At 63.9% G+C, this 21,550-nt stretch carries 20 protein-coding genes; 2 read left to right on the forward strand and 18 right to left on the reverse strand.

Annotated elements, in window-relative coordinates:
- Positions 1 to 83: 83 nt before the first annotated feature.
- The 4 genes from CK222_RS12650 to CK222_RS12665 form a co-directional block, all read right to left on the reverse strand.
- Entirely contained in the window at positions 84 to 230 is a 147-nt protein-coding gene (locus CK222_RS12650; protein WP_082953626.1) for a hypothetical protein, read from the reverse strand.
- Between the two features lie 57 nt (positions 231 to 287).
- Positions 288 to 494, reverse strand: coding sequence for a hypothetical protein (locus CK222_RS12655; protein WP_067004099.1), 207 nt, complete (start codon positions 492 to 494; stop codon positions 288 to 290).
- Positions 495 to 557: 63 nt separating this feature from the next.
- Positions 558 to 1,175 carry a ribonuclease D gene (locus tag CK222_RS12660; RefSeq protein ID WP_176477633.1) on the reverse strand — a complete coding sequence of 206 codons (618 nt, stop codon included), beginning with the start codon at positions 1,173 to 1,175 and terminating at the stop codon, positions 558 to 560.
- A gap of 144 nt (positions 1,176 to 1,319) precedes the next feature.
- On the reverse strand, positions 1,320 to 2,705 hold the full coding sequence (locus CK222_RS12665; protein ID WP_095800584.1) for a M20/M25/M40 family metallo-hydrolase: 1,386 nt from the start codon (positions 2,703 to 2,705) through the stop codon (positions 1,320 to 1,322).
- 435 nt (positions 2,706 to 3,140) lie between these two features.
- On the opposite strand from CK222_RS12665, the gene polA reads away from it, so the two are divergent.
- Positions 3,141 to 6,104, forward strand: a complete 2,964-nt coding sequence (gene polA, locus CK222_RS12670) for a DNA polymerase I (protein WP_176477625.1) — start codon at positions 3,141 to 3,143, stop codon at positions 6,102 to 6,104.
- 47 nt (positions 6,105 to 6,151) lie between these two features.
- Here the strand turns inward: polA and CK222_RS12675 are convergent, their stop codons facing one another.
- From CK222_RS12675 to CK222_RS12710, 8 genes are all read right to left on the reverse strand, one after another.
- Positions 6,152 to 6,556, reverse strand: coding sequence for a Fur family transcriptional regulator (locus CK222_RS12675; RefSeq protein ID WP_059184736.1), 405 nt, complete (start codon positions 6,554 to 6,556; stop codon positions 6,152 to 6,154).
- A 125-nt stretch (positions 6,557 to 6,681) separates the two neighbouring features.
- On the reverse strand, positions 6,682 to 7,728 hold the full coding sequence (gene mgrA / locus CK222_RS12680) for an L-glyceraldehyde 3-phosphate reductase (protein WP_095783545.1): 1,047 nt from the start codon (positions 7,726 to 7,728) through the stop codon (positions 6,682 to 6,684).
- 106 nt (positions 7,729 to 7,834) lie between these two features.
- Positions 7,835 to 8,977, reverse strand: coding sequence for a Gfo/Idh/MocA family oxidoreductase (locus CK222_RS12685; RefSeq protein ID WP_095800586.1), 1,143 nt, complete (start codon positions 8,975 to 8,977; stop codon positions 7,835 to 7,837).
- Positions 8,978 to 8,988: 11 nt separating this feature from the next.
- Positions 8,989 to 9,735, reverse strand: a complete 747-nt coding sequence (locus tag CK222_RS12690; RefSeq protein ID WP_095800587.1) for a sugar phosphate isomerase/epimerase — start codon at positions 9,733 to 9,735, stop codon at positions 8,989 to 8,991.
- A 48-nt stretch (positions 9,736 to 9,783) separates the two neighbouring features.
- The gene (locus CK222_RS12695; protein WP_176477634.1) at positions 9,784 to 10,893 is read right to left on the reverse strand and encodes an ABC transporter ATP-binding protein; all 1,110 of its coding nucleotides are present in this window, start codon (positions 10,891 to 10,893) and stop codon (positions 9,784 to 9,786) included.
- Complete coding sequence (locus CK222_RS12700) at positions 10,893 to 11,837, reverse strand: carbohydrate ABC transporter permease (RefSeq protein WP_095800588.1); 945 nt, start codon at positions 11,835 to 11,837, stop codon at positions 10,893 to 10,895. The genes CK222_RS12695 and CK222_RS12700 overlap by 1 nt, the downstream gene beginning before the upstream one ends.
- The gene (locus CK222_RS12705; protein WP_067318934.1) at positions 11,830 to 12,723 is read right to left on the reverse strand and encodes a sugar ABC transporter permease; all 894 of its coding nucleotides are present in this window, start codon (positions 12,721 to 12,723) and stop codon (positions 11,830 to 11,832) included. The genes CK222_RS12700 and CK222_RS12705 overlap by 8 nt, the downstream gene beginning before the upstream one ends.
- Positions 12,724 to 12,808: 85 nt before the next feature.
- On the reverse strand, positions 12,809 to 14,047 hold the full coding sequence (locus CK222_RS12710; protein WP_067318935.1) for an ABC transporter substrate-binding protein: 1,239 nt from the start codon (positions 14,045 to 14,047) through the stop codon (positions 12,809 to 12,811).
- A gap of 383 nt (positions 14,048 to 14,430) precedes the next feature.
- Here CK222_RS12710 and CK222_RS12715 point away from each other — a divergent pair, with 383 nt between their 5' ends.
- Positions 14,431 to 15,474, forward strand: a complete 1,044-nt coding sequence (locus tag CK222_RS12715; protein ID WP_095800589.1) for a LacI family transcriptional regulator — start codon at positions 14,431 to 14,433, stop codon at positions 15,472 to 15,474.
- Between the two features lie 123 nt (positions 15,475 to 15,597).
- Here CK222_RS12715 and gndA read toward each other — a convergent pair whose 3' ends face one another.
- From gndA to CK222_RS12745, 6 genes are all read right to left on the reverse strand, one after another.
- Positions 15,598 to 17,022, reverse strand: coding sequence for an NADP-dependent phosphogluconate dehydrogenase (gene gndA / locus CK222_RS12720; RefSeq protein WP_095800590.1), 1,425 nt, complete (start codon positions 17,020 to 17,022; stop codon positions 15,598 to 15,600).
- A 108-nt stretch (positions 17,023 to 17,130) separates the two neighbouring features.
- On the reverse strand, positions 17,131 to 18,765 hold the full coding sequence (locus tag CK222_RS12725; RefSeq protein WP_095800660.1) for a copper resistance CopC/CopD family protein: 1,635 nt from the start codon (positions 18,763 to 18,765) through the stop codon (positions 17,131 to 17,133).
- Between the two features lie 52 nt (positions 18,766 to 18,817).
- Complete coding sequence (locus CK222_RS12730) at positions 18,818 to 19,336, reverse strand: YcnI family protein (protein WP_095800591.1); 519 nt, start codon at positions 19,334 to 19,336, stop codon at positions 18,818 to 18,820.
- Between the two features lie 26 nt (positions 19,337 to 19,362).
- Positions 19,363 to 19,890 carry a copper chaperone PCu(A)C gene (locus CK222_RS12735; protein ID WP_095800592.1) on the reverse strand — a complete coding sequence of 176 codons (528 nt, stop codon included), beginning with the start codon at positions 19,888 to 19,890 and terminating at the stop codon, positions 19,363 to 19,365.
- Positions 19,891 to 19,983: 93 nt separating this feature from the next.
- Positions 19,984 to 20,331 (reverse strand): DUF2946 family protein, encoded by a 348-nt coding sequence (locus CK222_RS12740; RefSeq protein ID WP_095800593.1) that lies wholly within the window; start codon positions 20,329 to 20,331, stop codon positions 19,984 to 19,986.
- A 128-nt stretch (positions 20,332 to 20,459) separates the two neighbouring features.
- Positions 20,460 to 21,362 (reverse strand): GntR family transcriptional regulator, encoded by a 903-nt coding sequence (locus CK222_RS12745; RefSeq protein WP_095800594.1) that lies wholly within the window; start codon positions 21,360 to 21,362, stop codon positions 20,460 to 20,462.
- Between the last annotated feature and the right edge of the window lie 188 nt (positions 21,363 to 21,550).

Raw genomic sequence — 21,550 nt, forward strand, 5'->3', positions numbered from 1 at the left:
ACCGCCCCAGCGAGCGGACCCGAATGCAATAGGTGCTATCAGGAGCCGACCGGTCAAGTTCGCGAGATGCGGACGTGGTGAGATCAATTCTGCTGGATCGAAATGCCCTTGTCGTCGATCTTGAGCTCCACGCCCTTCGGCCTGGTCTGCTCGCGGTAGATGTAGATGCCAAGCGCGATGACCACGACGGCCAACGCGCCGATGATGAGGTAGAGCATATTCTGTCTCATCTCGCCCCCTTCTTGCAGCCGAGTCTCGCGCCTGCTTCGAGGCCCTGCGGCGATCGCTCACTGGTCGCTGTCATCATTGGCCGATGCAGGCCGCCAACTGGTCGGCTCGACTTTTTTCTGGGTGTTGCTGTCGGTGTAGACCCACCAGCCGCCGTCGCGATATTGCCCGACGGATTCGTTGACCACGCCGTGCTCGTCGTTCCACAGGATCGTTACCTTCGAGCCGTCCTTCGGCGCGCTCGCTATCGGTTTGCGCTCTGCCATTCATTCCCTCCCATCTCACGCCGAGAATGGACCGGCAGGAACGTCGCTCGACGCGCCGGGTCGTCAGCTATGCGCGAAGATATCCTCTTCCGCCCAGCCCATCAGATCGAGCTTGGCGCGCGTCGGCAGGAAGCGGAAGCAGGCTTCGGCCTCCTTAGTGCGACCCTCGCGCGCAAGCCGCGCGGCCAGCACCTCGCGCAGCCGGTGCAGGTAAAGCACGTCGGAGGCGGCATATTCGAGCTGCTCGGGCGACAGTGTTTCCGCCGCCCAGTCCGACGATTGCTGCGCCTTGGAGAGGCCGATACCGAGCAGTTCGTTGCATATATCCTTCAGCCCGTGGCGGTCGGTGTAGGTACGGGTCAGCCGCGAGGCGATCTTTGTGCAGAAAACCGGTTCGGCCATGACGCCGAAAGCGTGATAAAGGACGGCAATGTCGAAACGGCCGTAGTGAAACAGCTTCACCACGGCGTCGTTCCTGAGAAGGCTGACAAGGTTGGGCGCCTCCTTCTGGCCCGGCGCGATCTGGATGACGTCGGCGCTGCCGTCGCCGGGCGAGATCTGAACCACGCAGAGCCGGTCACGATGCGGGTTCAAGCCCAGCGTTTCCGTGTCGATGGCGACCGCACCGACATTGTAGCGGGAAAGGTCCGGCAGATCGTTCTTGTGGAAACGGATGTCGATCATTCTCTTCTCCGGATCGCGGCCAGCGGCGCACCCGTTTTTGGACGCGAAGGCGCCGCGCATTGCGCTATCACGCCCGTCCTTGCCGCGATCCGGAAAAAAATCAACAGAAAGTTGATTTTCGCGGTCCGCCGCGGGTTCACCTCAGCGTGTCAGAGCATCGAGAATGCGCGCCCAGGAACGCTGCCCCTTGTGGAAGGAGGTGAGCTCGTACTTCTCGTTGGGCGAATGGATGCGGTCGTCATCGAGGCCGAAGCCGACCAGCAGCGATTCCATGCCGAGATAGGTCTTAAAATCGCCGACTACGGGGATGGAGCCGCCGCCGCCGGTTGTGACGGCCTGCTTTTCCCATTCGTCGGAGAGCGCATCCTTGGCCTTGGCCAGGAACGGCGAGTCGTAGGAAAGCTGGATCGCCGGCGAGCCGCCATGCGGATGGAATTCGACGGAGCAGTCGCCGGGAATCCGATCGCGCACGAAAGCCTGGAAGGCGGCGCGGATTTTTCTCGGATCCTGCTTGTGGACGAGCCGGAACGACACTTTCGCCGATGCTTCCGCCGCGATCACCGTCTTGAAGCCCTTGCCGGTATAGCCGCCGATGATGCCGTTGAACTCGGCCGTCGGCCGTGCCCAGGTGAGTTCGAGCACGGAGCGGCCCTTTTCGCCGGCGGGAATGGAAAGCCCGACCGGTCCGAGGAAGGTCTCGGCGGTCTCGCCGAGCCCCTCCCAGGATTTCAGCACCTGCGAGGGCGTCTCTTCGACGCCGTCATAGAAGCCCGGGATGGTGACACGGCCGTCTTGATCATGAATGTCGGCGAGAATTTTGGTCAGGATTCGGATCGGATTGGCGGCCGGGCCGCCATAGAGGCCTGAATGCAGGTCGCGGCTGGCTGCCTTGACGGTGACTTCCTCGCCGACCATGCCGCGTAGCGACACGCAGATCGACGGCGTCTCACGGTTCCACATGCTGGTGTCGCAGACCAGCGCGAAATCCGCTTTCAGCTCGGCGGCGTTGGCCTCGAGAAAGGGCTTGAGCGACGGCGAGCCGGACTCTTCCTCGCCCTCGAACAGGATCGTGACGCGGCAGGGCATATTGCCGTGCACCTGCCTCCAGGCGCGGCAGGCCTCGACGAAGGTCATCAGCTGACCCTTGTCGTCCGCCGAGCCGCGCCCGGCGATCACCTTGCGTCCGGGCTGGACCTCCTTGATCGACGGCGCGAATGGATCCGTTTCCCACAGCTCGATCGGATCGACCGGCTGCACGTCGTAGTGGCCGTAGAACAGCACATGCGGCGCGCCGGCCGGTCCTTCGTGATGCGCCACCACCATCGGGTGGCCGGGCGTGTCGCGCACGCTGGCGTCGAAGCCGATCAGCTTGAGCTCGGCCGCCAGCCATTCGGCGCCCTTGCGGCAATCGGCGGCAAAGGCCGGGTCGGTGGAGATCGACTTGATACCAAGCAAGCCGAAAAGCCGCTCCAGGCTCTGATCGAGGTTCTGGTCGAGACGGTCAAGGACGGGGGAGAGTCTGGACATTTCTTCAGCCTTTCGATTCTGGCCCGACCCTAAAGGGGCGAGCAGAAAACGCAAAGCCGCGATCGTTGGACCACGCGTTCCGGCGTCGGTAACACGCGGGCTGGGAGACAAAAAAGAACCGCCGTGGTGGAGGGGGAACCACGGCGGTCTTTACTCGAAACGTTGCGGCAGCCCGGAGAGGGGGGATAGGCTGCCGCAGTTGCCCGGGATAGGCGGGGGACGGGCCTTACTCCGGACTTCGGCGAAAATTGCCGATGACAGCTATTTGGGTCTGTGAAAATGGCGATTCAAGGGCACGAAGATTACACTTTTGTAACATGCCCGTGAGCGGCTGAATTTTGTCCGAGACCTGTCTGTCAGGGGTGTTGCCGGAACCGGCCGTTTGCGCGGCCTTTGGCATGGACCGCGAAGCTTGGCCGCGCTATCCCTGCCGGCATGAAAAAAGGCGATCATCTCTTTCTTGTCGACGGCTCCGGCTACATTTTCCGCGCCTACCACGCGCTGCCGCCGCTCAACCGCAAATCCGACGGCCTGCCCACCAGCGCCGTGCTCGGCTTCTGCAACATGGTATGGAAGCTTATGCAGGACGCCCGCAACACGAACGTGGGCATCGTGCCGACCCATTTTGCCGTCATCTTCGACTATTCGGCGAAGACCTTCCGCAGCGATCTTTATCCCGAATACAAGGCCAACCGCTCGGCGCCGCCGGAAGACCTGATCCCGCAATTCGGCCTGATCCGCCAGGCGACCGTGGCCTTCAACCTGCCCTGCATCGAGATGGAAGGCTTCGAGGCTGACGACATCATCGCCACCTATTGCCGCCTAGCATGCGAGGTCGGCGCCGACACCACCATCATCTCCTCCGACAAGGACCTGATGCAATTGGTCGGCCCGACGGTCGGCATGTACGACCCGATGAAGGATCGCCAGATCGGCATTCCCGAGGTAATCGAGAAATGGGGCGTGCCACCGGAAAAGATGATCGACCTGCAGGCGCTGACCGGCGACTCCGTCGACAACGTGCCCGGCGTGCCCGGCATCGGCCCGAAGACCGCGGCGCAACTTCTGGAGCAGTTCGGAGACCTTGACGGCCTGCTGGCGCGCGCCGGCGAGATCAAGCAGGAAAAGCGGCGCGAATCGATCATCGCCAATGCCGACAAGGCGCGCATCTCGCGCGAGCTGGTGACGTTGAAGAACGACGTGCCGCTCAAGGAGGGGCTGGACGACCTTGTGCTGCATGCCCCGGACGGGCCGAAGCTGATCGGCTTCCTGAAGACGATGGAGTTCACCACGCTGACACGCCGCGTCGCGGAAGCGACTGCAACCGAGATCGGCGACGTCCAGGCTTCCAGTGTCACCATCGAGCGCGCCGACACCGCACATGGTCCCGATGTCGGCGCCGGCACGCCGACTGCCTCAAGACCGGCGGCGACGCCGAACGGCGCCGCGAAGCCTGCAGCGCCGGTCAGGCCCGAGGATGCCCCACCGCAGGGCGATACGCCTTCCCTGCTCTCCGCGCTGCGGCTGGAGCAGGCGACGGCGCGCAAGATCGATCCCGCGGCCTATGTCGCCATTCGCGATACGGCCGCGCTGAAGGCCTGGATCGCCGAAGCGAGGGAAGCCGGCATCCTTGCCTTCGACGCGGAGACCTCTTCGTCCGATCCGATGCAGGCCGACTTGATCGGCCTGTCCATGGCGATCGCGCCGGGCCGCGCCGCCTACGTGCCGCTCGCCCACACGAGCGGCAATGGCGACCTGCTTGGCGGCGGCATGCTGGCGGACCAGGTCCCGGTCCGCGACGCGCTGGCTCTGCTCAAGCCCCTGCTCGAGGACCGGTCGGTCCTCAAGATCGTCCAGGACATGAAATACGACATCGTCGTGATGAGCCGGCATGGTATCGAGGTCGGCCCGTTCGACGACACGATGCTGATCTCCTACGTGCTCGACGCCGGCACATCCGGCGGGCATGACCTCGCCTCGCTGTCGGAGAAGTGGCTCGGCCATGCGCCAGGCACGAAGAAGGAGCTTGCCGGCTCGGGCAAGGGCGCGGTCGGCTTCGACCAGGTCGACATCGAGCGGGCGACCGCCTATGCCGGCGAGCAGGCCGATCTGGCGCTGCGGCTGTGGCAATTGCTGAAGCCGCGGCTCGCCGCCAAGGGTCTCGTCTCCGTCTATGAAAGGCTGGAGCGGCCGCTTGTGCCCGTGCTCGCCCGCATGGAGCAGCGCGGCATTTCGGTCGATCGCCAGATTCTCTCCAGACTGTCGGCTGAGCTGGCGCAAGGCGCCGCCCGCGCCGAAGAAGAGATCTATGGCATCGTCGGCGAGCGCATCAACATCGGCTCGCCGAAGCAGCTCGGCGATATATTGTTCGGCAAGATGGGCCTGCCGGGCGGCTCCAAGACCAAGACCGGCCAGTGGTCGACCTCGGCGCAGCTGCTGGAAGATCTCGCGGCCGAAGGCCACGAGCTGCCGCGCAAGATCGTCGACTGGCGGCAGCTCACCAAGCTGAAATCGACCTATACCGACGCCTTGCCCGGCTTCATCAATCCCGGGACGAACCGCGTCCACACTTCCTATGCGCTGGCCGCGACGACGACCGGTCGGCTATCATCGTCCGATCCCAACCTGCAGAACATCCCGGTGCGCACCGCCGAAGGCCGCAAGATCAGGACCGCCTTCATCGCCGAAAAGAGGCACAAGCTGGTCTCGGCCGACTACAGCCAGATTGAATTGCGCGTGCTGGCCCATGTCGCCGAAATCCCGCAGCTCAAGCAGGCTTTTGCGGACGGCGCCGACATCCACGCCATCACCGCGTCCGAAATGTTCAACGTGCCGGTAGAAGGCATGCCTTCGGAAGTGCGGCGGCGTGCCAAGGCGATCAATTTCGGCATCATCTACGGCATCTCGGCCTTCGGTCTGGCGAACCAGCTGTCGATCCCGCGCGAGGAGGCGAGCGCCTACATCAAGCGCTATTTCGAGCGCTTCCCGGGCATCCGCGACTATATCGAGGAAACCAAGGCCTATGCGCGCGAATACGGCTTCGTCGAAACCATCTTCGGCCGCCGCATCCACTATCCGGAGATAAGGTCCTCCAACCCGTCGGTTCGCGCCTTCAACGAGCGCGCGTCGATCAATGCGAGGCTCCAGGGCACTGCGGCCGACATCATCCGCCGCGCCATGGTGCACATGGAAGAGGCGCTGGAGAAGGCGAAGCTGTCGGCCCGCATGCTCTTGCAGGTGCATGACGAGCTGATCTTCGAGACGGTGGAAGCGGAAGTCGAAGCGACAATTCCCGTGGTGCGCCGCGTGATGGAGAACGCGCCGATGCCGGCGGTCTCGATGTCGGTGCCGCTGCATGTCGATGCGCGAGCCGCCGACAACTGGGACGAGGCGCACTGATACCTTCGTCATCCTCGGGCTCGACCCGAGGATGACGACTCGAGGGGCTAAGCCGCCTCAGCTCTACACTTCGCGCAAACCCCGCGAAACTCGATCACCGCCTTCTTGGCGGCGAAGCCGGTCGAGCGCACCCATTCGTCCAGCCGGTGGTCGACATCATGGTCGGACATTTCGGTTACCTGGCCGCAGCTGTCGCAGATGGCGAATGCGGTCATCGAATGACTGTGGTCGTGCGGCTCGGCGCAGGCGACGAAGGAGTTCAAGCTTTCGAGCCGGTGCACGAAGCCCGACTTCACCAGCGTGTCCAGCGCGCGGTAGACCTGCAGCGGCGCCCGGAACCCGCGCTCGCGCAGTTGGTCGAGCAGCATATAAGCGCTCAGCGGCCCGCTGGCGGCTTCGAGCTTCTCAAGCACGCACAGCTGGTTCTTGGTCAGCGCATCCCTTGCCGTCATCTTGTCTCCGGTCGTCGCGTCGTTTCGCGTGCCGACTGCGCACGCGAACGGCCTTTGGTCCATGAGATAGCGACGAACGCGCATCTTTGCCACTGTTTCCGCAGCTGGCGGCCTGGCGCGGGCCACTACTTGCGTGGCGGCCCCTTGCGCTCGGCGGAGGCCGCCCAAAGATTGATGTCGGCCTCGCGCGCATAGGTGTCGATCTCGGCAAGCTCGGCGTCGCTGAAGTCGAGCGCCTTGAGAGCGCCGACGCAATCCTCGACCTGTTCCGGCCGGCTGGCGCCGATCAGCGCCGTCGTCACGCGTCCTTTGCGCAGCACCCAGGCCAGCGCCATCTGCGCCAGCGTCTGGCCGCGCCGGCTAGCGATGGCGTTCAATGCCTTGATGTTGGTGACCGACTTATCGTTGATGAAGGCCGGACGCAGCGACTTGCCCTGGGATGCGCGGCTGCCTTCCGGGATGCCGCCGAGATATTTATCGGTCAGCATGCCCTGCGCCAGCGGCGAGAACACGATCGAGCCGATGCCGAGCCCTTCCAGCGTATCGAGCAGCCCATCTTCCTCGACCCAGCGGTTGAGCATGGAATAGCTCGGCTGGTGGATCAGGCAGGGCGTGCCGAGTCGCCGCAGGATGTCGGCCGCTTCGCGGGTGCGCTGCGAATTGTAGGAGGAGATGCCGGCATAGAGCGCCTTGCCCGAGCGCACCGCATGGTCGAGCGCGCTCATCGTTTCTTCCAGCGGCGTCTCGGGATCGAAACGGTGGGAATAGAAAATATCGACATAATCGAGCCCCATCCGCTTGAGGCTCTGGTCGAGGCTCGCGAGCACGTATTTGCGGCTGCCCCATTCGCCGTAGGGGCCGGCCCACATCTCGTAGCCGGCCTTGGTTGAGATGATCAGCTCGTCACGATAGGCGGCGAAATCGGTGCGCAGGATCTCGCCAAAGGCGGTCTCGGCCGAGCCGGGCGGCGGGCCGTAATTGTTGGCGAGATCGAAATGCGTGATGCCGAGGTCGAAGGCCTTGCGCACGATCGCCTGCTTGGTCCTGTGCGGCGTGTCATTGCCGAAATTGTGCCACAGCCCGAGCGAGATGGCCGGCAGCTTGAGGCCGGACCGTCCGCAGCGGTTGTAGATCATCTTCTCGTAGCGATTCTCGGCGGCGACATAGGGCATAGGGGAATCCTTGGGAAGGCGGCCGGGATCGCCGCCAGGTGACTTGAATCGATGCTCCCCCGCAGCTTTACCCTCTCCCCGCCGAAACGGGGAGAGGGGTTGCCACCTACTTTTTCTTCGCCAGCAGCGCCTTCGCTTCCTTGATGCCGAGCGCCGCCGGCCGCTCGCAGGTCGTCTGCATGGCGACGAACTTGCCGCTTTCGCCGGAGCGCAGGACGCCGGTCATGACATCGACGGCATGCAGCGCCAGCTCCATCGAGCAGCGGTGCGGCCGCCCTTCGCCGATCGCGATCGCCATGTCGGCAAGACCTGCCGTGCGGTAGTTGGCCATCATGCCTTGGCTGTGCATCTCATTGGGCACGCCGAACGGATGATCCCACTTGGGAAGCTTCTTCACCGGCTTGGTCGCATCGGTGAAGCGGACTTCGCCGCCGAAGAAATTCGGGTCCGGCACAAAGACGGTGCCCGCCTCGCCGTAGAGCTCCATCGGCGCATGGCCGTGGCTCCACACGTCCCACGAGGTGTTGAGTGTCACCACCGCGCCATTCGCGAATTCCAGCAGCGCGTGGATGGTGGTCGGCGTGTTGACCGGGATTTTTTCGCCCGCGCGCGGTTTGGAGCTGATGGTGCGCTCCTTGGCCGGCGTCGCCGCGAAAGCCGCGACCTGCTTCACCGGCCCGATCAGCTGGATCAGGTTGGTGACATAGTACGGGCCGATGTCGAGCACCGGACCGGCGCCCGGCTGGAAGAAGAAGTCGGGATTGGGGTGCCAGTGTTCCATGCCATGGCCCATCACATGGCAGGTGCCGCTGGTGATCTTGCCAAGCTTGCCGCTGTCGATCAGATCGCGCGCCAGCTGATGCGCGCCGCCGAAGAACGTGTCGGGCGCCGAGCCGATGCGCAGTCCCTTCTTCTCCGCACGCTTCTTCAGATCCAGCCCTTCCTTGACCGACAGCACGAAGGGCTTTTCCGAATAGACGTGCTTGCCGGCGTCGAGCACCGCCTTCGACACGTCATAGTGCACGGCCGGAATGGTGAGGTTGACGACGATGTCGACGTCGTCATCTTTGAGAAGGTCGTTGACCGTCTCGGCGCGGAGCTTGAACTCCTTCGCCCGCATCTTCGCCGCGTCCATGTTGATGTCCGCGCAGGCGCGCATCTCGATGCCGCGGAAGAGCGGCGCCAGCGAGAAATACGCCTTCGAGATGTTGCCGCAGCCGATGACGCCTACGCCAAGTTTGTTTGCCATGATGGTATGTCCTAGTAATTCTTGACGGATTCGATCGAGCGACGGGCGAAGCGCTCGATGTCGTTGGGGTTGTCCTGCTCCATGACGAAGTACTTCGTCGCGCTTTTCGCGCGCAGCGCCTTGATCAGGCCCGCCCAGTCGATGGTGCCGTGACCGACATCCGACCAGCCGTCCTCGTCCAGCCCCTCCCCCGGCTTCGCCATGTCTTTGACGTGGACGGCACTGATGCGCTTGCCGTGCCTTTCGATCCAGGGCAGCGGATCGGCGCCGCCGCGCACCACCCAGGCAACGTCCATCTCCCAGCCGATGTCGGGCGCAGCCGACAGGATGCGGTCCTGCGGCAGCGAGCCGTCGGCGAGCGGCTTGAACTCGAAATCATGGTTGTGCCAGGCAAAGCCGTAGCCGGCCTTCTTCGCGGTGTCGCCCACCTTGGCGAGTCGCTCGCCGAAGCCGCGCCAGCCGGCGGCATCGCCCGGCCGCGCATCGGGCATGAGGTAGGGGCAGATGAGCAGCGAGATGCCGAGCGCATCGGCAATTCTGCGCACGCCGTCGAAATCCTTCTCCAGCGCATCGATCGAGAAATGCCCGGTCGGCATGGCGAGCCCGTTCTTATCGAGCTCGGCACGGAAAGCCTTGGGATCGTCATAGACGCCGCCGAAACCTTCGACTTCTTTGTAGCCCAGTTCGCCGAGCATTTTCAGCACGCCGTCCCATGGCTGGAAGTTGCGGGCACTGTAAAGTTGGAATGACCAGTTCATCTGTCTGTCCGTTCTGTTGATGGTTCCGGGAGGTTGTGGTCTGGGAGGTTAGAGCCTGCTGTCGGTCTCGGCGTCGAACAGCGAGGCGCGCGCCGGATCGAAGCCGATGCGTATCGCATCGCCGTTGCGCAGCGTCTTGTCGGCTTCGACGCGGAAGGAGAGGATCTGGCCGCCGAGCTTCGTCCACACCAGCGTGTCGGAGCCCATCGGATCGACAATCTCGACAGTGGACTCGGCGGTGAACGGCATGGCCCTCGCCGATTCGCCAAAAGCGATATGCTCCGGCCGGATGCCGAACACGCAGGGCCTGGCGGCGCGCCCGCCTTCGTTTTCGAATTGATAGCGGCCCAGCGGCACCGAAACACCGTCGGCCTTGAACACCGGCGCCTCGCTTGCTTCCAGGTGCCCCTTGATAAAATTCATCGCCGGCGAGCCGAGGAAGCCGGCGACGAAGCGGTTGACCGGGCGATTGTAGATCGTCTGGGGCGCATCGAGCTGCTGGACGACGCCGCCCTTCATCACCGCGATACGGTCGGCCAGCGTCATCGCCTCGATCTGGTCGTGGGTTACGTAGATCATCGTGTTCTGCAGCCTGCGGTGCAAAAGTTTGATCTCGACGCGCAATTCCGACCGCAGCTTGGCGTCGAGGTTGGAGAGCGGCTCGTCGAACAGGAAGACATCGACGTCGCGCACCAGTGCCCGCCCGATCGCCACGCGCTGCCGCTGGCCTCCGGAAAGCGCCGACGGCTTCCTCTGCAACAGCGGCTCGATCTGCAGGATCTCCGCCGCGCGCGCGATGCGTTTGGCGATCTCGTCCTTGGGCACGCCGGCGACCCGCAGGCCGAAGGAAAGGTTCTTCTCCACCGTCATCTGCGGGTAGAGGGCGTAGGACTGGAACACCATGCCGATGCCGCGATCCTTCGGCTCCTCCCAGGTGACATTCTTGCCCTTGATGAAGATGCGGCCCTCGGAGATGTCGAGCAGGCCGGCGATGCAGTTGAGCAAGGTCGACTTGCCGCAGCCGGATGGTCCGAGCAGCACGATGAACTCGCCCTCGGCGACGTCGAGATTGAGCGTCTTCAGCACCGACATGACGCCGAAATTCAGCGACAGGTCCTGGATCGAAACGCTGGGATTGGCGATCGCTGCTGCCATCATCATCCTTTCACCGCGCCGGCGGCGATGCCGCGCACGAAGAGCTTGCCGGAAACGAAGTAGACGATGAGCGGCACAAGGCCGGTCAGGATGGTCGCGGCCATGTTGACGTTGTACTCCTTCACGCCCTGTACCGAGTTGACGATGTTGTTGAGCTGCACCGTCATCGGATAGGTGTCGGGGCGGGTGTAGACGACGCCGAACAGGAAGTCGTTCCAGATGCCGGTCACCTGCAGGATGATGGCGACGACGAAGATCGGCAGCGACATCGGCAGCATGATGCGCAGGTAGATGCCCCAGAAACCGGCGCCATCGACGCGCGCCGCGCGGAACAGTTCCTCCGGCATGGACGTGAAATAGTTGCGGAACAGGAGCGTCAGGATCGGCATGCCGAAGATCGAATGCACGATCACGAGGCCGGTCAGCGTGCCGTAGATGCCGATCTCGCGCAGGATGATGACGATCGGGTAGATCATCACCTGATAGGGAATGAAGGCGCCGACGATCAGGATGATGAAGAAGGTGTCGGCGCCCTTGAAGCGCCAGTTGGCCAAGGCATAGCCGTTGACCGAAGCGATCGCGATCGACAGCAGCACCGACGGCACGGTGATGCGCACCGAGTTCCAGAAGCCGCGCGACAGCCCGTCGCAATTGAGCCCGGTGCAGGCCTGCGACCACGCCTTGACCCAAGGCTCGAAGGTGATCTCCAGCGGCGGCGAGAAGATGTTGCCGAGGCGGATTTCCGGCATGCCCTTCAGCGATGTGACGATCATCACGTAGAGCGGCAGCAGATAATAGAGCGCCACGACGATCAGCGTGCCGTAGAGGAAGATGTTGCGACGCGAGAGCACGTGCCGCGGCTTCGTTCCGCTCGGCCCCGATGCATCGCGCGACACGGCTTCGCGCCGAAGAGCATCACCGGACATGGAGGCAGCAGCTTCAGCCATGCTTTTTGCCTCCGAATTCGAGATAGGCCCAAGGCACGATGACGATTACCACCGAGAGCAGCATCATGGTCGAGGCGGCAAAGCCCTGGCCGAGATTCTGGGCAAAGAACATGTAGTCGTAGACGTATTTCGCCGGCACTTCGGAAGCGATGCCCGGACCGCCGCTGGTCTGCGCCACCACAAGGTCGTAGACCTTGACGATGCCGGCGGCGATGATCACCAAGGTGGTGATAAAGACCGGCCGCATCATCGGAATGATGATGAAGACATAAGTCTTCCACATCGGTATGCCGTCAACCCGTGCGGCCTTCCAGATGTCCTCGTCGATGCCGCGCAGGCCGGCGAGCATCAGGCACATGATCAGTCCCGTGCCTTGCCAGAGGGCCGCGATCGAAATGCCGTAGATGACGATGCTGGAATTGTAGAGCGGATCGAAGCTGAAGCTCGTCCAGCCGAGGTCTCGCACGACGCGCTGGATGCCGAAATCGGGATTGAGCAGCCACTGCCAGACCAGCCCGGTGACGATGAAAGAAAGGGCGAAAGGGTAGAGGAAGATCGTGCGGAACGTGTCCTCGAAGCGGATCTTCTGATCGAGCAATGCCGCGAGGATGAAGCCGATCACCAGCGAGAACACCAGCGAGATCACGCCGTAGATCAAAAGGTTCTCGATCGACACCAGCCAGCGCGGCGTCGCCCATAGCCGGTAATATTGGTCGAGGCCGACGAAGTTCAGCCGCGGCAAGAGCTTCGAATTGGTGAAGGAATAGAGCACCGTCCAGGCCGTGCCGCCGACGAAGACGACCAGCGCGGTCAGGATCATCGGGATTGATGCGACCTTGGCGTTGAGGTTGCGTAAAAGCTGGTTGGGGCGTTCGCTGTTGCTCATCTCGGCAGCCGGGCTGGGACAATGAGGGCATCACGCTCCCGGCCCCGGATAGGCGCGGGCCGGGAGCTGGCGGGGGCGCCGTTGATCAGTCTGCCGACGCGATGATGTCGGCGAAGCGCTTCTGCGCCTCTTCTAGCGTCATGTCGGGCTTGGCGAAGAATTCGGAGAACAGATCCTCCTTCTGCTTCTGGCTGTCCTGCGACAAGAGCTGGTCGGTCCACGGGATCACCGCGCCTTTGGCGAGGATGGCGAGGCCCTTCTTCATGCAGTCGTTCGCCGTGTTGAGGTCGACGTCGCCGCGCACCGGAAGCGAGCCCTTCTTGAGATTGAAGGCGACCTGGGTCTTCGGGTCGAGCAGCGTCTCGGCCAGAACTTCCTGAGCCTTGGCCTTGTCGGCATCCTTAAGCAGCGGGAAGTAGAACGCGTCGCCGCCCGTGGCGATGACCTCGTTCAGGCCGAGACCGGGCAGGCAGGTGTAGTCTTTGCCGGCGGTCTTGCCGGCGACCTGGAACTCGCCCTGCGCCCAGTCGCCCATGATCTGGCCGCCGGCCTTGCCGGTGATGACCAGATTGGTCGCCTGGTTCCAGTCCTGCACATTGGTGTTCTTGGCCATCTTACGGGCGTCGTCGGCGGCCTTGAACACCTTGGCGATTTCGGGACCGCCTGCGAATTTGGCGTCCTTGTCCCTGTAGACCTTGAGGAAGGCGTCGGTGCCGCCGACGGCGGCAAGCAGCACGTCGAAGGCGCCGGACGCCTGCCAGGGCTGCCCGCCGACGGCGAGCGGGATGATGCCGGCTTTTTCCAGCGCCGGCGCAGCCGCAACGAATTCATTCCAGTCCTTCGGCATCGGCACGCCGGCCTTCTGGAAGGCTTCGTTCGACAGCCACAGCCACTGCCAGGAATGGATGTTGACCGGCACGCAATAGATCTTGCCGCCGATGGTGCACGAGTCGAGCAGGCTCTTCGGCCGCACGATTTCCGTCCACTTTTCCTTGGTGGCTAGATCGGTGAGGTCGCGCATCAGCCCGGCCTGGACGAGCTCCTCCGCCTGCCGGCCGTGGTTGAACTGGGTGGCGCCCATCGGATCGCCGCCGGTGATGCGGCTGATCATGATCGGCCGCGCCGTGCCGCCGGAACCGGCGATGGCGCCGTCGACCCAGTGATTGCCGGTCGCGTCGAACGCCTTGGCAAGTTCGGCCACTGCCGCCGCCTCGCCGCCCGAAGTCCACCAATGGGTGACTTCGAGATCGGTCGCGGCCGCCGGTCCGGCGAAGTTCAGCGCGGCCGTCGCGGCGAACGCGGCGGTCAGGAATTTGTATCGCATTTCGGTTCCTCCCAGAATCTGAAACGTTACAGATTTTCGATACGGCAAATGGCCCTTATAGGCAACCCCTCGAATGGAAACGGCATGAGATTTCTTCGGGGCACGAACAAAATCCTCTCCAAAGACCTGTCGGGGAGTCCATGGTGCGGCCAATCGATACAAAAAGAAGAGGTAAATCGAGATTTGTTTATGATTCCAGTGGCTTTCAGTCCACCCCTCCGGCGCTGACCGCAACGAGTGCGACCTGCTCATTGATCACGGGCGTTGGCAATCTGTAACGTTTCAGTATATTGCACCGTGTCACGGGCTGAAGGCCGCGCAAAGGCGACGGGCGCGATTGCCGGCCGGCCTCGCGGCTGCTATGCGCCTGACGGGCGGGACGAATGGACAGACGAGCAATCGAGAAGGACGACGACACGTCGGCTAAGGAACGGCCGACGCTGAAGACGCTTGCCTTCATGACCGGGCTCGGCGTCACCACCGTCTCGCGCGCGCTGAAGGACGCGCCGGAGATCGGCGCCGAGACCAGGCGGCGCGTGCAGCTCGTCGCCAAGCAGATCGGCTATCGCCCGAACCGCGCCGGCGTGAGGCTGAGGACGGGCAAGACCAACGTCATCAGCCTGGTGCTCAACACCGAGCACGAGCTGATGAGCTTCGTCTCGGACATCATCTACGGCGTCACCGAGGTGATCGCCGACACGCCCTATCACCTGATCGTCACGCCCTATTCGCGCTCGCAGGACCCGCTGGATCCTGTCCGCTATCTGGTGGAGACGGGCTCCGCCGACGGCGTCATCATTTCACGCACGCAGCCCAACGACCCGCGCGCCCGCTATATGCTGGAACGCGGCATCCCATTTGCCACCCACGGCCGCACCGACATGGGGCTGGTGCATCCCTATCACGACTTCGACAACTATGCTTTCGCCGGCGAGGCGGTCCGCCATCTCGCCGGCATGGGCCGGCGCCGGCTGGCCCTGGTGACGCCGCCGGTCGGCCTCACCTATTACGGCCACACGTTGAACGGTTTTGCCGATGCGCTGAGCGAGGTCGGCGCCAGCGAGGTGCCGTTCAACACCGTCTCCATCGACCACACGATCGAGCAGATCAGGATGCGAACCGCGCAGCTCATGCGCCGCGAGAGCCGTCCGGACGGCATCGTCAGCAGCGCCGCCGCCGCTACGCTCGCCGTTGTTGCAGGCATCGAGGACGCCGGCCTGAAACTCGGCCGTGATGTCGACGTGGTGTCGAAACAGTCGTCGGAGCTGCTGCATTTGTTCCGGCGCGAACTGCTGGTCGTGAACGAGAATTTCCGGCTCGCCGGCTCCGAGCTTGCCCGCGCCGTGCTCGGCTGGATCGGCGGCAAGGAACCTGGCTCACTGCAATCGCTGAGCAAACCGAGCGAGGTCCTGCCCTATCGGGGTTGAACTGGCGCGACTTGAGAGTCAGGTCAGGCCGAGTTGGCGGCTTCCGAGAACGGGAGCGTACTTGAAGTACGCGAGCACCGGGAGCGCAGGAAGCCGCCCTTTGCAGGCTGGCATACCCTGACTCTACGCAGCGCCGCTTCCCCACGGCCCATGGAACGCCCCCTCCTCGCCGATACGCTCGAAGCCGTGCGCGCCGAAGAAATCGCGCTGCGCCTGGATCAGGTTCGACGTGCCGCGGCCCTGGCGATAGCTGTCGAAATAGGCGAGCGCCGAGGACAGCGCCGGCACCGGCGAGCCGGCCTCGGAGGCTCGCGCCACGATGCGCCTGAGCGACGGATGCACCTCCTTCATCATGGCGATGAAGGCCGGCGCCATCAGGAGATTGGTCGAGGCGCCGCCTGAGCCGAAGGCCTCCGCCATTGTGTCCAGCATCTGCGAGCGGATGATGCAGCCGGCACGCCATATCTTGGCGATGGTCGGCATCGGCAGGCTCCAGTTGAATTCCTTTGAGGCGCCGCTCATCACAGCAAAACCTTGCGCGTAAGCCGCGATCTTGCCGGCGAACAGCGCCAGCTCGAGATCCTTCAGCAGCGCCGCCTTGTCGCCGGAAATCTTCTCGACGCCGATATTGCCGTAGGCCTTTTCCGCCGCCTGCCGTTCGTCCTTGATCGACGACAGCACGCGCGCCGCGACGGCAGCCTCGATGGCCGTCGCCGGAATGCCGAGCTGCTGCGCTTCGATGATCGACCATTTGCCGGTGCCCTTCTGGCCGGCGCGATCGAGGATGATGTCGACCACCGGCCTGCCGGTCTTGGGATCGTCGGCTGCGAGAACCTTGGCGGTGATCTCGATCAGGTAGGAGTTGAGCCTGCCCTTGTTCCAGCCGTCGAAGACCCTGCCGATCTCCTTCGGCTCCATGCCGAGACCGTCGCGCAGTATGCCGTAGATCTCGGCGATCATCTGCATGTCGGCATATTCGATGCCGTTGTGGATGGTCTTGACGAAATGTCCGGCGCCGTCGGTGCCGAGCCAGGCGGCGCAAGGCTCGTCCTTGAACTTGGCGGAAATCGCCGTCAGCACCCTCTCGACGCGCTTCCAGGAGTCTTCCGTGCCCCCGACCATTATTGACGGCCCGTGGCGCGCGCCCTCCTCGCCGCCCGAGACGCCCATGCCGATGAAGGTCAGGCCGGAGCCCGACAGCTCGGAGAAGCGCCGCATCGTGTCGCGGAAATTGGCATTGCCGGCATCGATGACGATGTCGTTGTCGGAGAGCACGCCGCGCAGCGCCGATATCTGCTCGTCGACCGGCTTGCCGGCCAGCACCATGATGATGATCGGCCGAGGCGGCCGGATCGCTGCGGCGAGTTCCTCCAGGCTGTAGCAGGGCACAACCATGTCCCTGAGCGCGCCTGCGCTCTCGACGAAGGCGTCGGTGCGCGAACCGGTGCGGTTGAACACGGCGATGCGGTGCCCATGCTCGGCGATGTTGAGCGCCAGGTTGGAGCCCATCGTGCCAAGGCCGATCAGGCCGATTTCGGCTTTTTCCATCGTTTCTTCCCTGCTTTCGAACTTTTGTTGAAGCCGCGCTTTGGACGGATGATTGACGGGCCTTCGCGACGGCGTCAACCGCCTCGCCGAATTGTGTCGCGGCCCAGGTCAGTCGGCTCTGATATCAATTGGCGCTTCAATCTTCACCATCTCGAAATCGGAAACCAGGATGTCGAGCCGAGCGTTCCAGCGGCCGGGCAGCGGGATGACGAGATCGTCGACGCGCCAGGTGCCGTCGCCGCGTTTCGTCGCCGGCCGCTTGATCGGCTCGATGCCGGAATCCGGCTTCGACAGCACCAGGGTCACCTGCTTGGCATCCATCGGACCGAAATCGCCGGTCATGATCACCATCGAGGCGGCAACCTGGCCGGCATGGCCGGGCGTGATGCTGAGATCGGCCATCCCCTGCAGGGTGTGGATGTGGATCGAGGCCGGCTGCGCTGCGGCGATCGCCAGCGCGCGTGGCGGCGGCGTGAAGCGCCAGCCGGCGGCGACGCCGAAGATGGCAAGCACGATCAGCGTCTCGATGCCGATCGAACGCGCCAGCCGCCGCTGCACTTCCGTGTCGCCCGTTTCGGCAGGCGCGGTCAGCGTCCATCGGTTCACGGAGGCAAGGGTGAACAGGAACAAAAGCAGGGCCAGTTTCAGCAGCAGCAGGCGGCCATAGGCGGTGTTGATGAGCGCTGCCGGTTCGCGCACTTGGATGATCGCCAGCACGGTGCCGCTTATCGCAAGCACTGCAACCACGGGCAGGATCGCGCGCGAAAACCGGCGCAAGAAGATTTTGGCCTCCGCCGGCTGATAGCGCAACGCAAGGCCGAGCGGCGCGAGCGCGCCGCTCCAGAAGGCGATGGCTGTGCCATGCAGGAAAACGAGCGGCCGCGTCAGCCATTGCGGCTCGGCGGCGCTGGCGTGGCCGCTTGCCGCAAGCGCCGTGCCCACACCGACGAGCCCGGCGAGCACAAGCAGCTTGCCAAGAGCGCGCGGTCCGGGGAGGGACAGCAAGGCAAGGCCGAGTGGAATCAGGGCGGCAAGCACCGTCCAGCCGAAGCTGGTGGCAAGCGCGGTCTCCCACACGATGGGCGCCGCAAACCGGGCGAGCGGCGCGCCAAGCGCGTCCAACCCCTGAAATCCGAGCGAGAACGGGGCGGCGGCCAGTCCACACAGAAGAGCGCCGATAACGAAACCCTGGCCGCAGCGACAGTCTCCAGCGAGCCAGGCGAGCGCGAAGGCGCCGCCGGCGCCGAGGAACAGCCCGGCATAGAGAAGGAGCTTACCGATCCAGATTGCCGTGCGCAGCGATAAATCGGCGGCTTCGCCCGCTGCCGGCGCAGCACTTGGCGCGCCGACGGAAAACAGCGCCGAGCCGCCGACCGGATGGCCGTCGACCGAAATCACCCGCCAGCTCAGCACATGCGTGCCGGGTTTGAGCGTCTCCGGATTATCGATCTCGACGGTCTGATCGTTGAGCCGGAAGGAGGTCAGCGAAAGTTGCGTGCCGTCCGGCCGCACCAGAGTGAGCACCAGGGGCGAAACCGGCTCGCTGAAGGTCAGCGAGAATCGCGCGGGACTCTGCGACAGCACCGCGCCATCGGGCGGATCGGTCGCGACCAAGGCCGCATGCGCGAGGGCGCGGCCGGGTAGCACCAGCAGCAGCACGAGTACGAAAGCCGCGAACAGGCCGCTGGCGACTGGCCCGATGCGCATGCCCGTCAGGCGGATTGGGAAAGTTGCTGCGTTCATGCGGTCTTTCGAGAAGGGACGGCGCGCCCGAATGGGACGCGCCATCGAGAGATCATTTCTTCGGCAGCAATTTGATGCCGGGCGCCGGATTTTCCAGTGCATCCTCATCCTGTCCTGCCGCCGGAATCTCGATCCAGCGATCGGCGGCATCGCCGCATTCCTGGACCACTGGGAAATAGAGCATCTGGCCGGCCGGAAGATCGGCGGCGAGCGAAGCACGGAAAATGAACTCGTCATAGAATTCGTCCGGCAGGTTGCCGCCGCTCCAGTCGACTTCCTTGACGCCGGTGGTCAGCGTCTCGCCATGGAGCTGGTAGGATTTCTCGTATCGGCCTTTCTTGGTCTGCAGCGTCCAGCCGGGCTTTGGCATCGGCTTGACCGAAATGACGCCTTCCGGAATCTGCACGCGCACCGCGGTCGTCGCCTTGCCCTCGCAGCCATGCGGCACGCGCAGGACGGCCTTATAGGTCGAGCCGACGGCCGCTTCCTGGGTTTCGAGCGTGATGTGCGCAAGCGCGGCGTTTGTTCCGAGCGCCAGAACCGCGCCCACCGCCAAAAGATACTTCTTCATGAATTGTCCCTCTAATTTCGAAATGATCACTCGGCGTGATCGTCCATGCTGCCCATCTCGCCAATGCCCTCGACGGCGAACTCGACTTTGATGCTGCCGGCCTTCTCGAAGGTCAGCGTGGCAGGGAATTTCTCGCCCTGCTTGGGCTGTCGCTTCAGGCCGATGAACATCAGGTGATAGCCACCCGGCTTCAGTGCGACCTTGCCGCCGGCCGGGATCACGAGCCCGCCGCTCACCGGCCGCATAGTCATGACGCCGTCCTTGACACTCATCTCATGCAATTCGGCCTTGTCGGAGATGTCGGCGGAAACCGACAGCAGCCGGTCGGGCGAGCCGCCCTTGTTGGTGACGGTGAAATAGCCGCCGGCCACCTTGGCGCCGGGCGGCGTTGCGCGGGACCACGGGTGTCCGACTTCCAGGTCACCGGCCTTGAATTCATGCGCCTGGGCGCCGGGAACGCATGCGAACAGAAGAAGAGCGAACACGGCAAGGCCGAGCCGTTCGAAACCGCGCGGACGAGCTTGCGCTCGCGCGGCGGGAAGAAGATTGGACATGGTTGCTCCATGAGTATGAGATCGCGCCGTGATCCGGCCGCGAGCAGTCTGATCTTGGATGAATGCGCCTGCGAAAGGTTTCGCGGGTTTTTGTCAGACTGCGGCCGGCGGCGCGCGCGGATTGGCCGGAGAGCGGTCGCGGGCAAAATCGAGATGCCGGAAGGCCAAAGGCGGGAAAGCGACCGCGTCGAACACCAGCACCCTGACGGGCGCACGGGTATCCGGCGGCGGCAGATGCGCCGGCGAAACCAGGCTGCAGCCAGCCAAGCAGCAAGCCGGCATATGCTGCCGGGGCGGATCGCCGCCCGGAAGCTTGACCGCCCCGTCATGGGTGCAGATGACGTTGCCGAAGGCATCAAGCTGCGAAGGAGCGCCAAAGGCGAAGGCGCCAAGCGCCGACTGAAGCAACAGCAGCAGCGCCGCGACGAACGCGGCCGGCATGCTCCATCGTCTCAGCCGGATATCCAAATGACCTGCCTCTTTCCAGCAATTCCACCGAGCCTAGCATGGGGGCGGCGGCCGGAAAATCGTCAAAACCGGGCTGCGGCAACGCGGCGCGACGCGCCTGATCAGGCGGGCTGCACCTGCCGCCCTTCCGGAATTGAGCTCAACAGCGTCTGGCGCGCCGACTTCAGGTGCTTGCGGCAGGCGGCGTCCACCTTGGCGGGATCGCGCGATTTCAGCGCCGCAATATAGGCCAGATGCTCCTGGACTGCGACCTCGTTGCGCTCGCGTTCCTGCGCCTTGTTCCATTGGTAGTGGTAGTGGAAAATCATCGCGATCACATCGTAGAAATCGACGATGAAGCGGTTGTGCGAGGCGCGGTGGATCAGCCGGTGGAAGCGCTCATCGAGCTCGGAGAATTCGTTGAAGCGCGTCGCGATGTCGCTCGCCAGTTGGCGATGTTCGATCTCCAGCCGGTCGAGGTCGGCCCAGACCGCGCTTTCCTGCGGCAGCGCGACGAAGGCAGCCGCCGAGCGCAGCTCGAACATCTCGCGAATCTCGGTGAGCTCCAGCGCAAAGGCGCGGGTGAAGCCCTTGAGCACCCAGTGGCTGTTGCGCCGCTTCTCGATCAAACCGAAGCGCGAGAAGCGGATCAGGAATTCGCGCACGCTGGTGGTGCCGACGCCGATCTCGCGCGCCAGCTCGAGCTCGTTGATCTGCATGCCCGCTTCCGCGCCGCCGGCGAGCAGCCGGCGCATGAAGGAGCGCTCGATGATCTCGGCCAGCGAGTCGGTCTCTTCCTCGGGGAAGAAATCTTCCGCCTTCGGCGCCCGCAGCACCGTTTTGTTGCGCTTGTTCCAGGCGATCAGCCCGGTTTCTTCCATGCGCGAAAGAATGCTGCGCACCGTGGTGCGGCTAACGCCGAGCAGCGTTCCGAGCTCGGGCTCGGACGGCAGGCTCCTGGTTTCGTCGAGCAGCCGCAGTCCGCGGTTGAAGGCGTCCTTGTAGACGTTGTTGCTCTTCGACATGCCCCGTATCCCCAACGCTTGCGGCGGCCGGCCGGAAGCGCAATATGATCGGTGTTCCTAGCGCAAGCCTCCGAAATGCGGAACGAATTTCGCCGGCTTTATCTAACGGGCGGCCACGCACCCAAGGGCGCGGCGCGCGATGAAAAAACAATTGACGCAAAAATGTTTTTTCACGATAAAAGACATTA

The organism is Mesorhizobium sp. WSM3866 (assembly GCF_002294795.1).
Classification (GTDB): domain Bacteria; phylum Pseudomonadota; class Alphaproteobacteria; order Rhizobiales; family Rhizobiaceae; genus Mesorhizobium.

Bases quoted from the DNA above. Each gene is read 5' to 3' on its own strand.
- mgrA (WP_095783545.1), bottom strand. From the start codon at position 7,728: ATGCCCTATGTCGCCGCCGAGAATCGCTACGAGAAGATGATCTACAAC.
- CK222_RS12735 (WP_095800592.1), bottom strand. From the start codon at position 19,890: ATGTCCAATCTTCTTCCCGCCGCGCGAGCGCAAGCTCGTCCGCGCGGT.
- CK222_RS12665 (WP_095800584.1), bottom strand. From the start codon at position 2,705: ATGTCCAGACTCTCCCCCGTCCTTGACCGTCTCGACCAGAACCTCGAT.
- CK222_RS12650 (WP_082953626.1), bottom strand. From the start codon at position 230: ATGAGACAGAATATGCTCTACCTCATCATCGGCGCGTTGGCCGTCGTG.
- CK222_RS12725 (WP_095800660.1), bottom strand. From the start codon at position 18,765: ATGAACGCAGCAACTTTCCCAATCCGCCTGACGGGCATGCGCATCGGG.
- CK222_RS12740 (WP_095800593.1), bottom strand. From the start codon at position 20,331: ATGCCGGCCGCGTTCGTCGCGGCGCTGCTGCTGTTGCTTCAGTCGGCG.
- CK222_RS12695 (WP_176477634.1), bottom strand. From the start codon at position 10,893: ATGATGGCAGCAGCGATCGCCAATCCCAGCGTTTCGATCCAGGACCTG.
- gndA (WP_095800590.1), bottom strand. From the start codon at position 17,022: ATGGAAAAAGCCGAAATCGGCCTGATCGGCCTTGGCACGATGGGCTCC.
- CK222_RS12675 (WP_059184736.1), bottom strand. From the start codon at position 6,556: ATGACGGCAAGGGATGCGCTGACCAAGAACCAGCTGTGCGTGCTTGAG.
- CK222_RS12745 (WP_095800594.1), bottom strand. From the start codon at position 21,362: ATGTCGAAGAGCAACAACGTCTACAAGGACGCCTTCAACCGCGGACTG.
- CK222_RS12710 (WP_067318935.1), bottom strand. From the start codon at position 14,047: ATGCGATACAAATTCCTGACCGCCGCGTTCGCCGCGACGGCCGCGCTG.
- CK222_RS12690 (WP_095800587.1), bottom strand. From the start codon at position 9,735: ATGAACTGGTCATTCCAACTTTACAGTGCCCGCAACTTCCAGCCATGG.
- CK222_RS12685 (WP_095800586.1), bottom strand. From the start codon at position 8,977: ATGGCAAACAAACTTGGCGTAGGCGTCATCGGCTGCGGCAACATCTCG.
- CK222_RS12655 (WP_067004099.1), bottom strand. From the start codon at position 494: ATGGCAGAGCGCAAACCGATAGCGAGCGCGCCGAAGGACGGCTCGAAG.
- CK222_RS12705 (WP_067318934.1), bottom strand. From the start codon at position 12,723: ATGAGCAACAGCGAACGCCCCAACCAGCTTTTACGCAACCTCAACGCC.
- CK222_RS12730 (WP_095800591.1), bottom strand. From the start codon at position 19,336: ATGAAGAAGTATCTTTTGGCGGTGGGCGCGGTTCTGGCGCTCGGAACA.
- CK222_RS12715 (WP_095800589.1), top strand. From the start codon at position 14,431: ATGGACAGACGAGCAATCGAGAAGGACGACGACACGTCGGCTAAGGAA.
- CK222_RS12700 (WP_095800588.1), bottom strand. From the start codon at position 11,837: ATGGCTGAAGCTGCTGCCTCCATGTCCGGTGATGCTCTTCGGCGCGAA.
- polA (WP_176477625.1), top strand. From the start codon at position 3,141: ATGAAAAAAGGCGATCATCTCTTTCTTGTCGACGGCTCCGGCTACATT.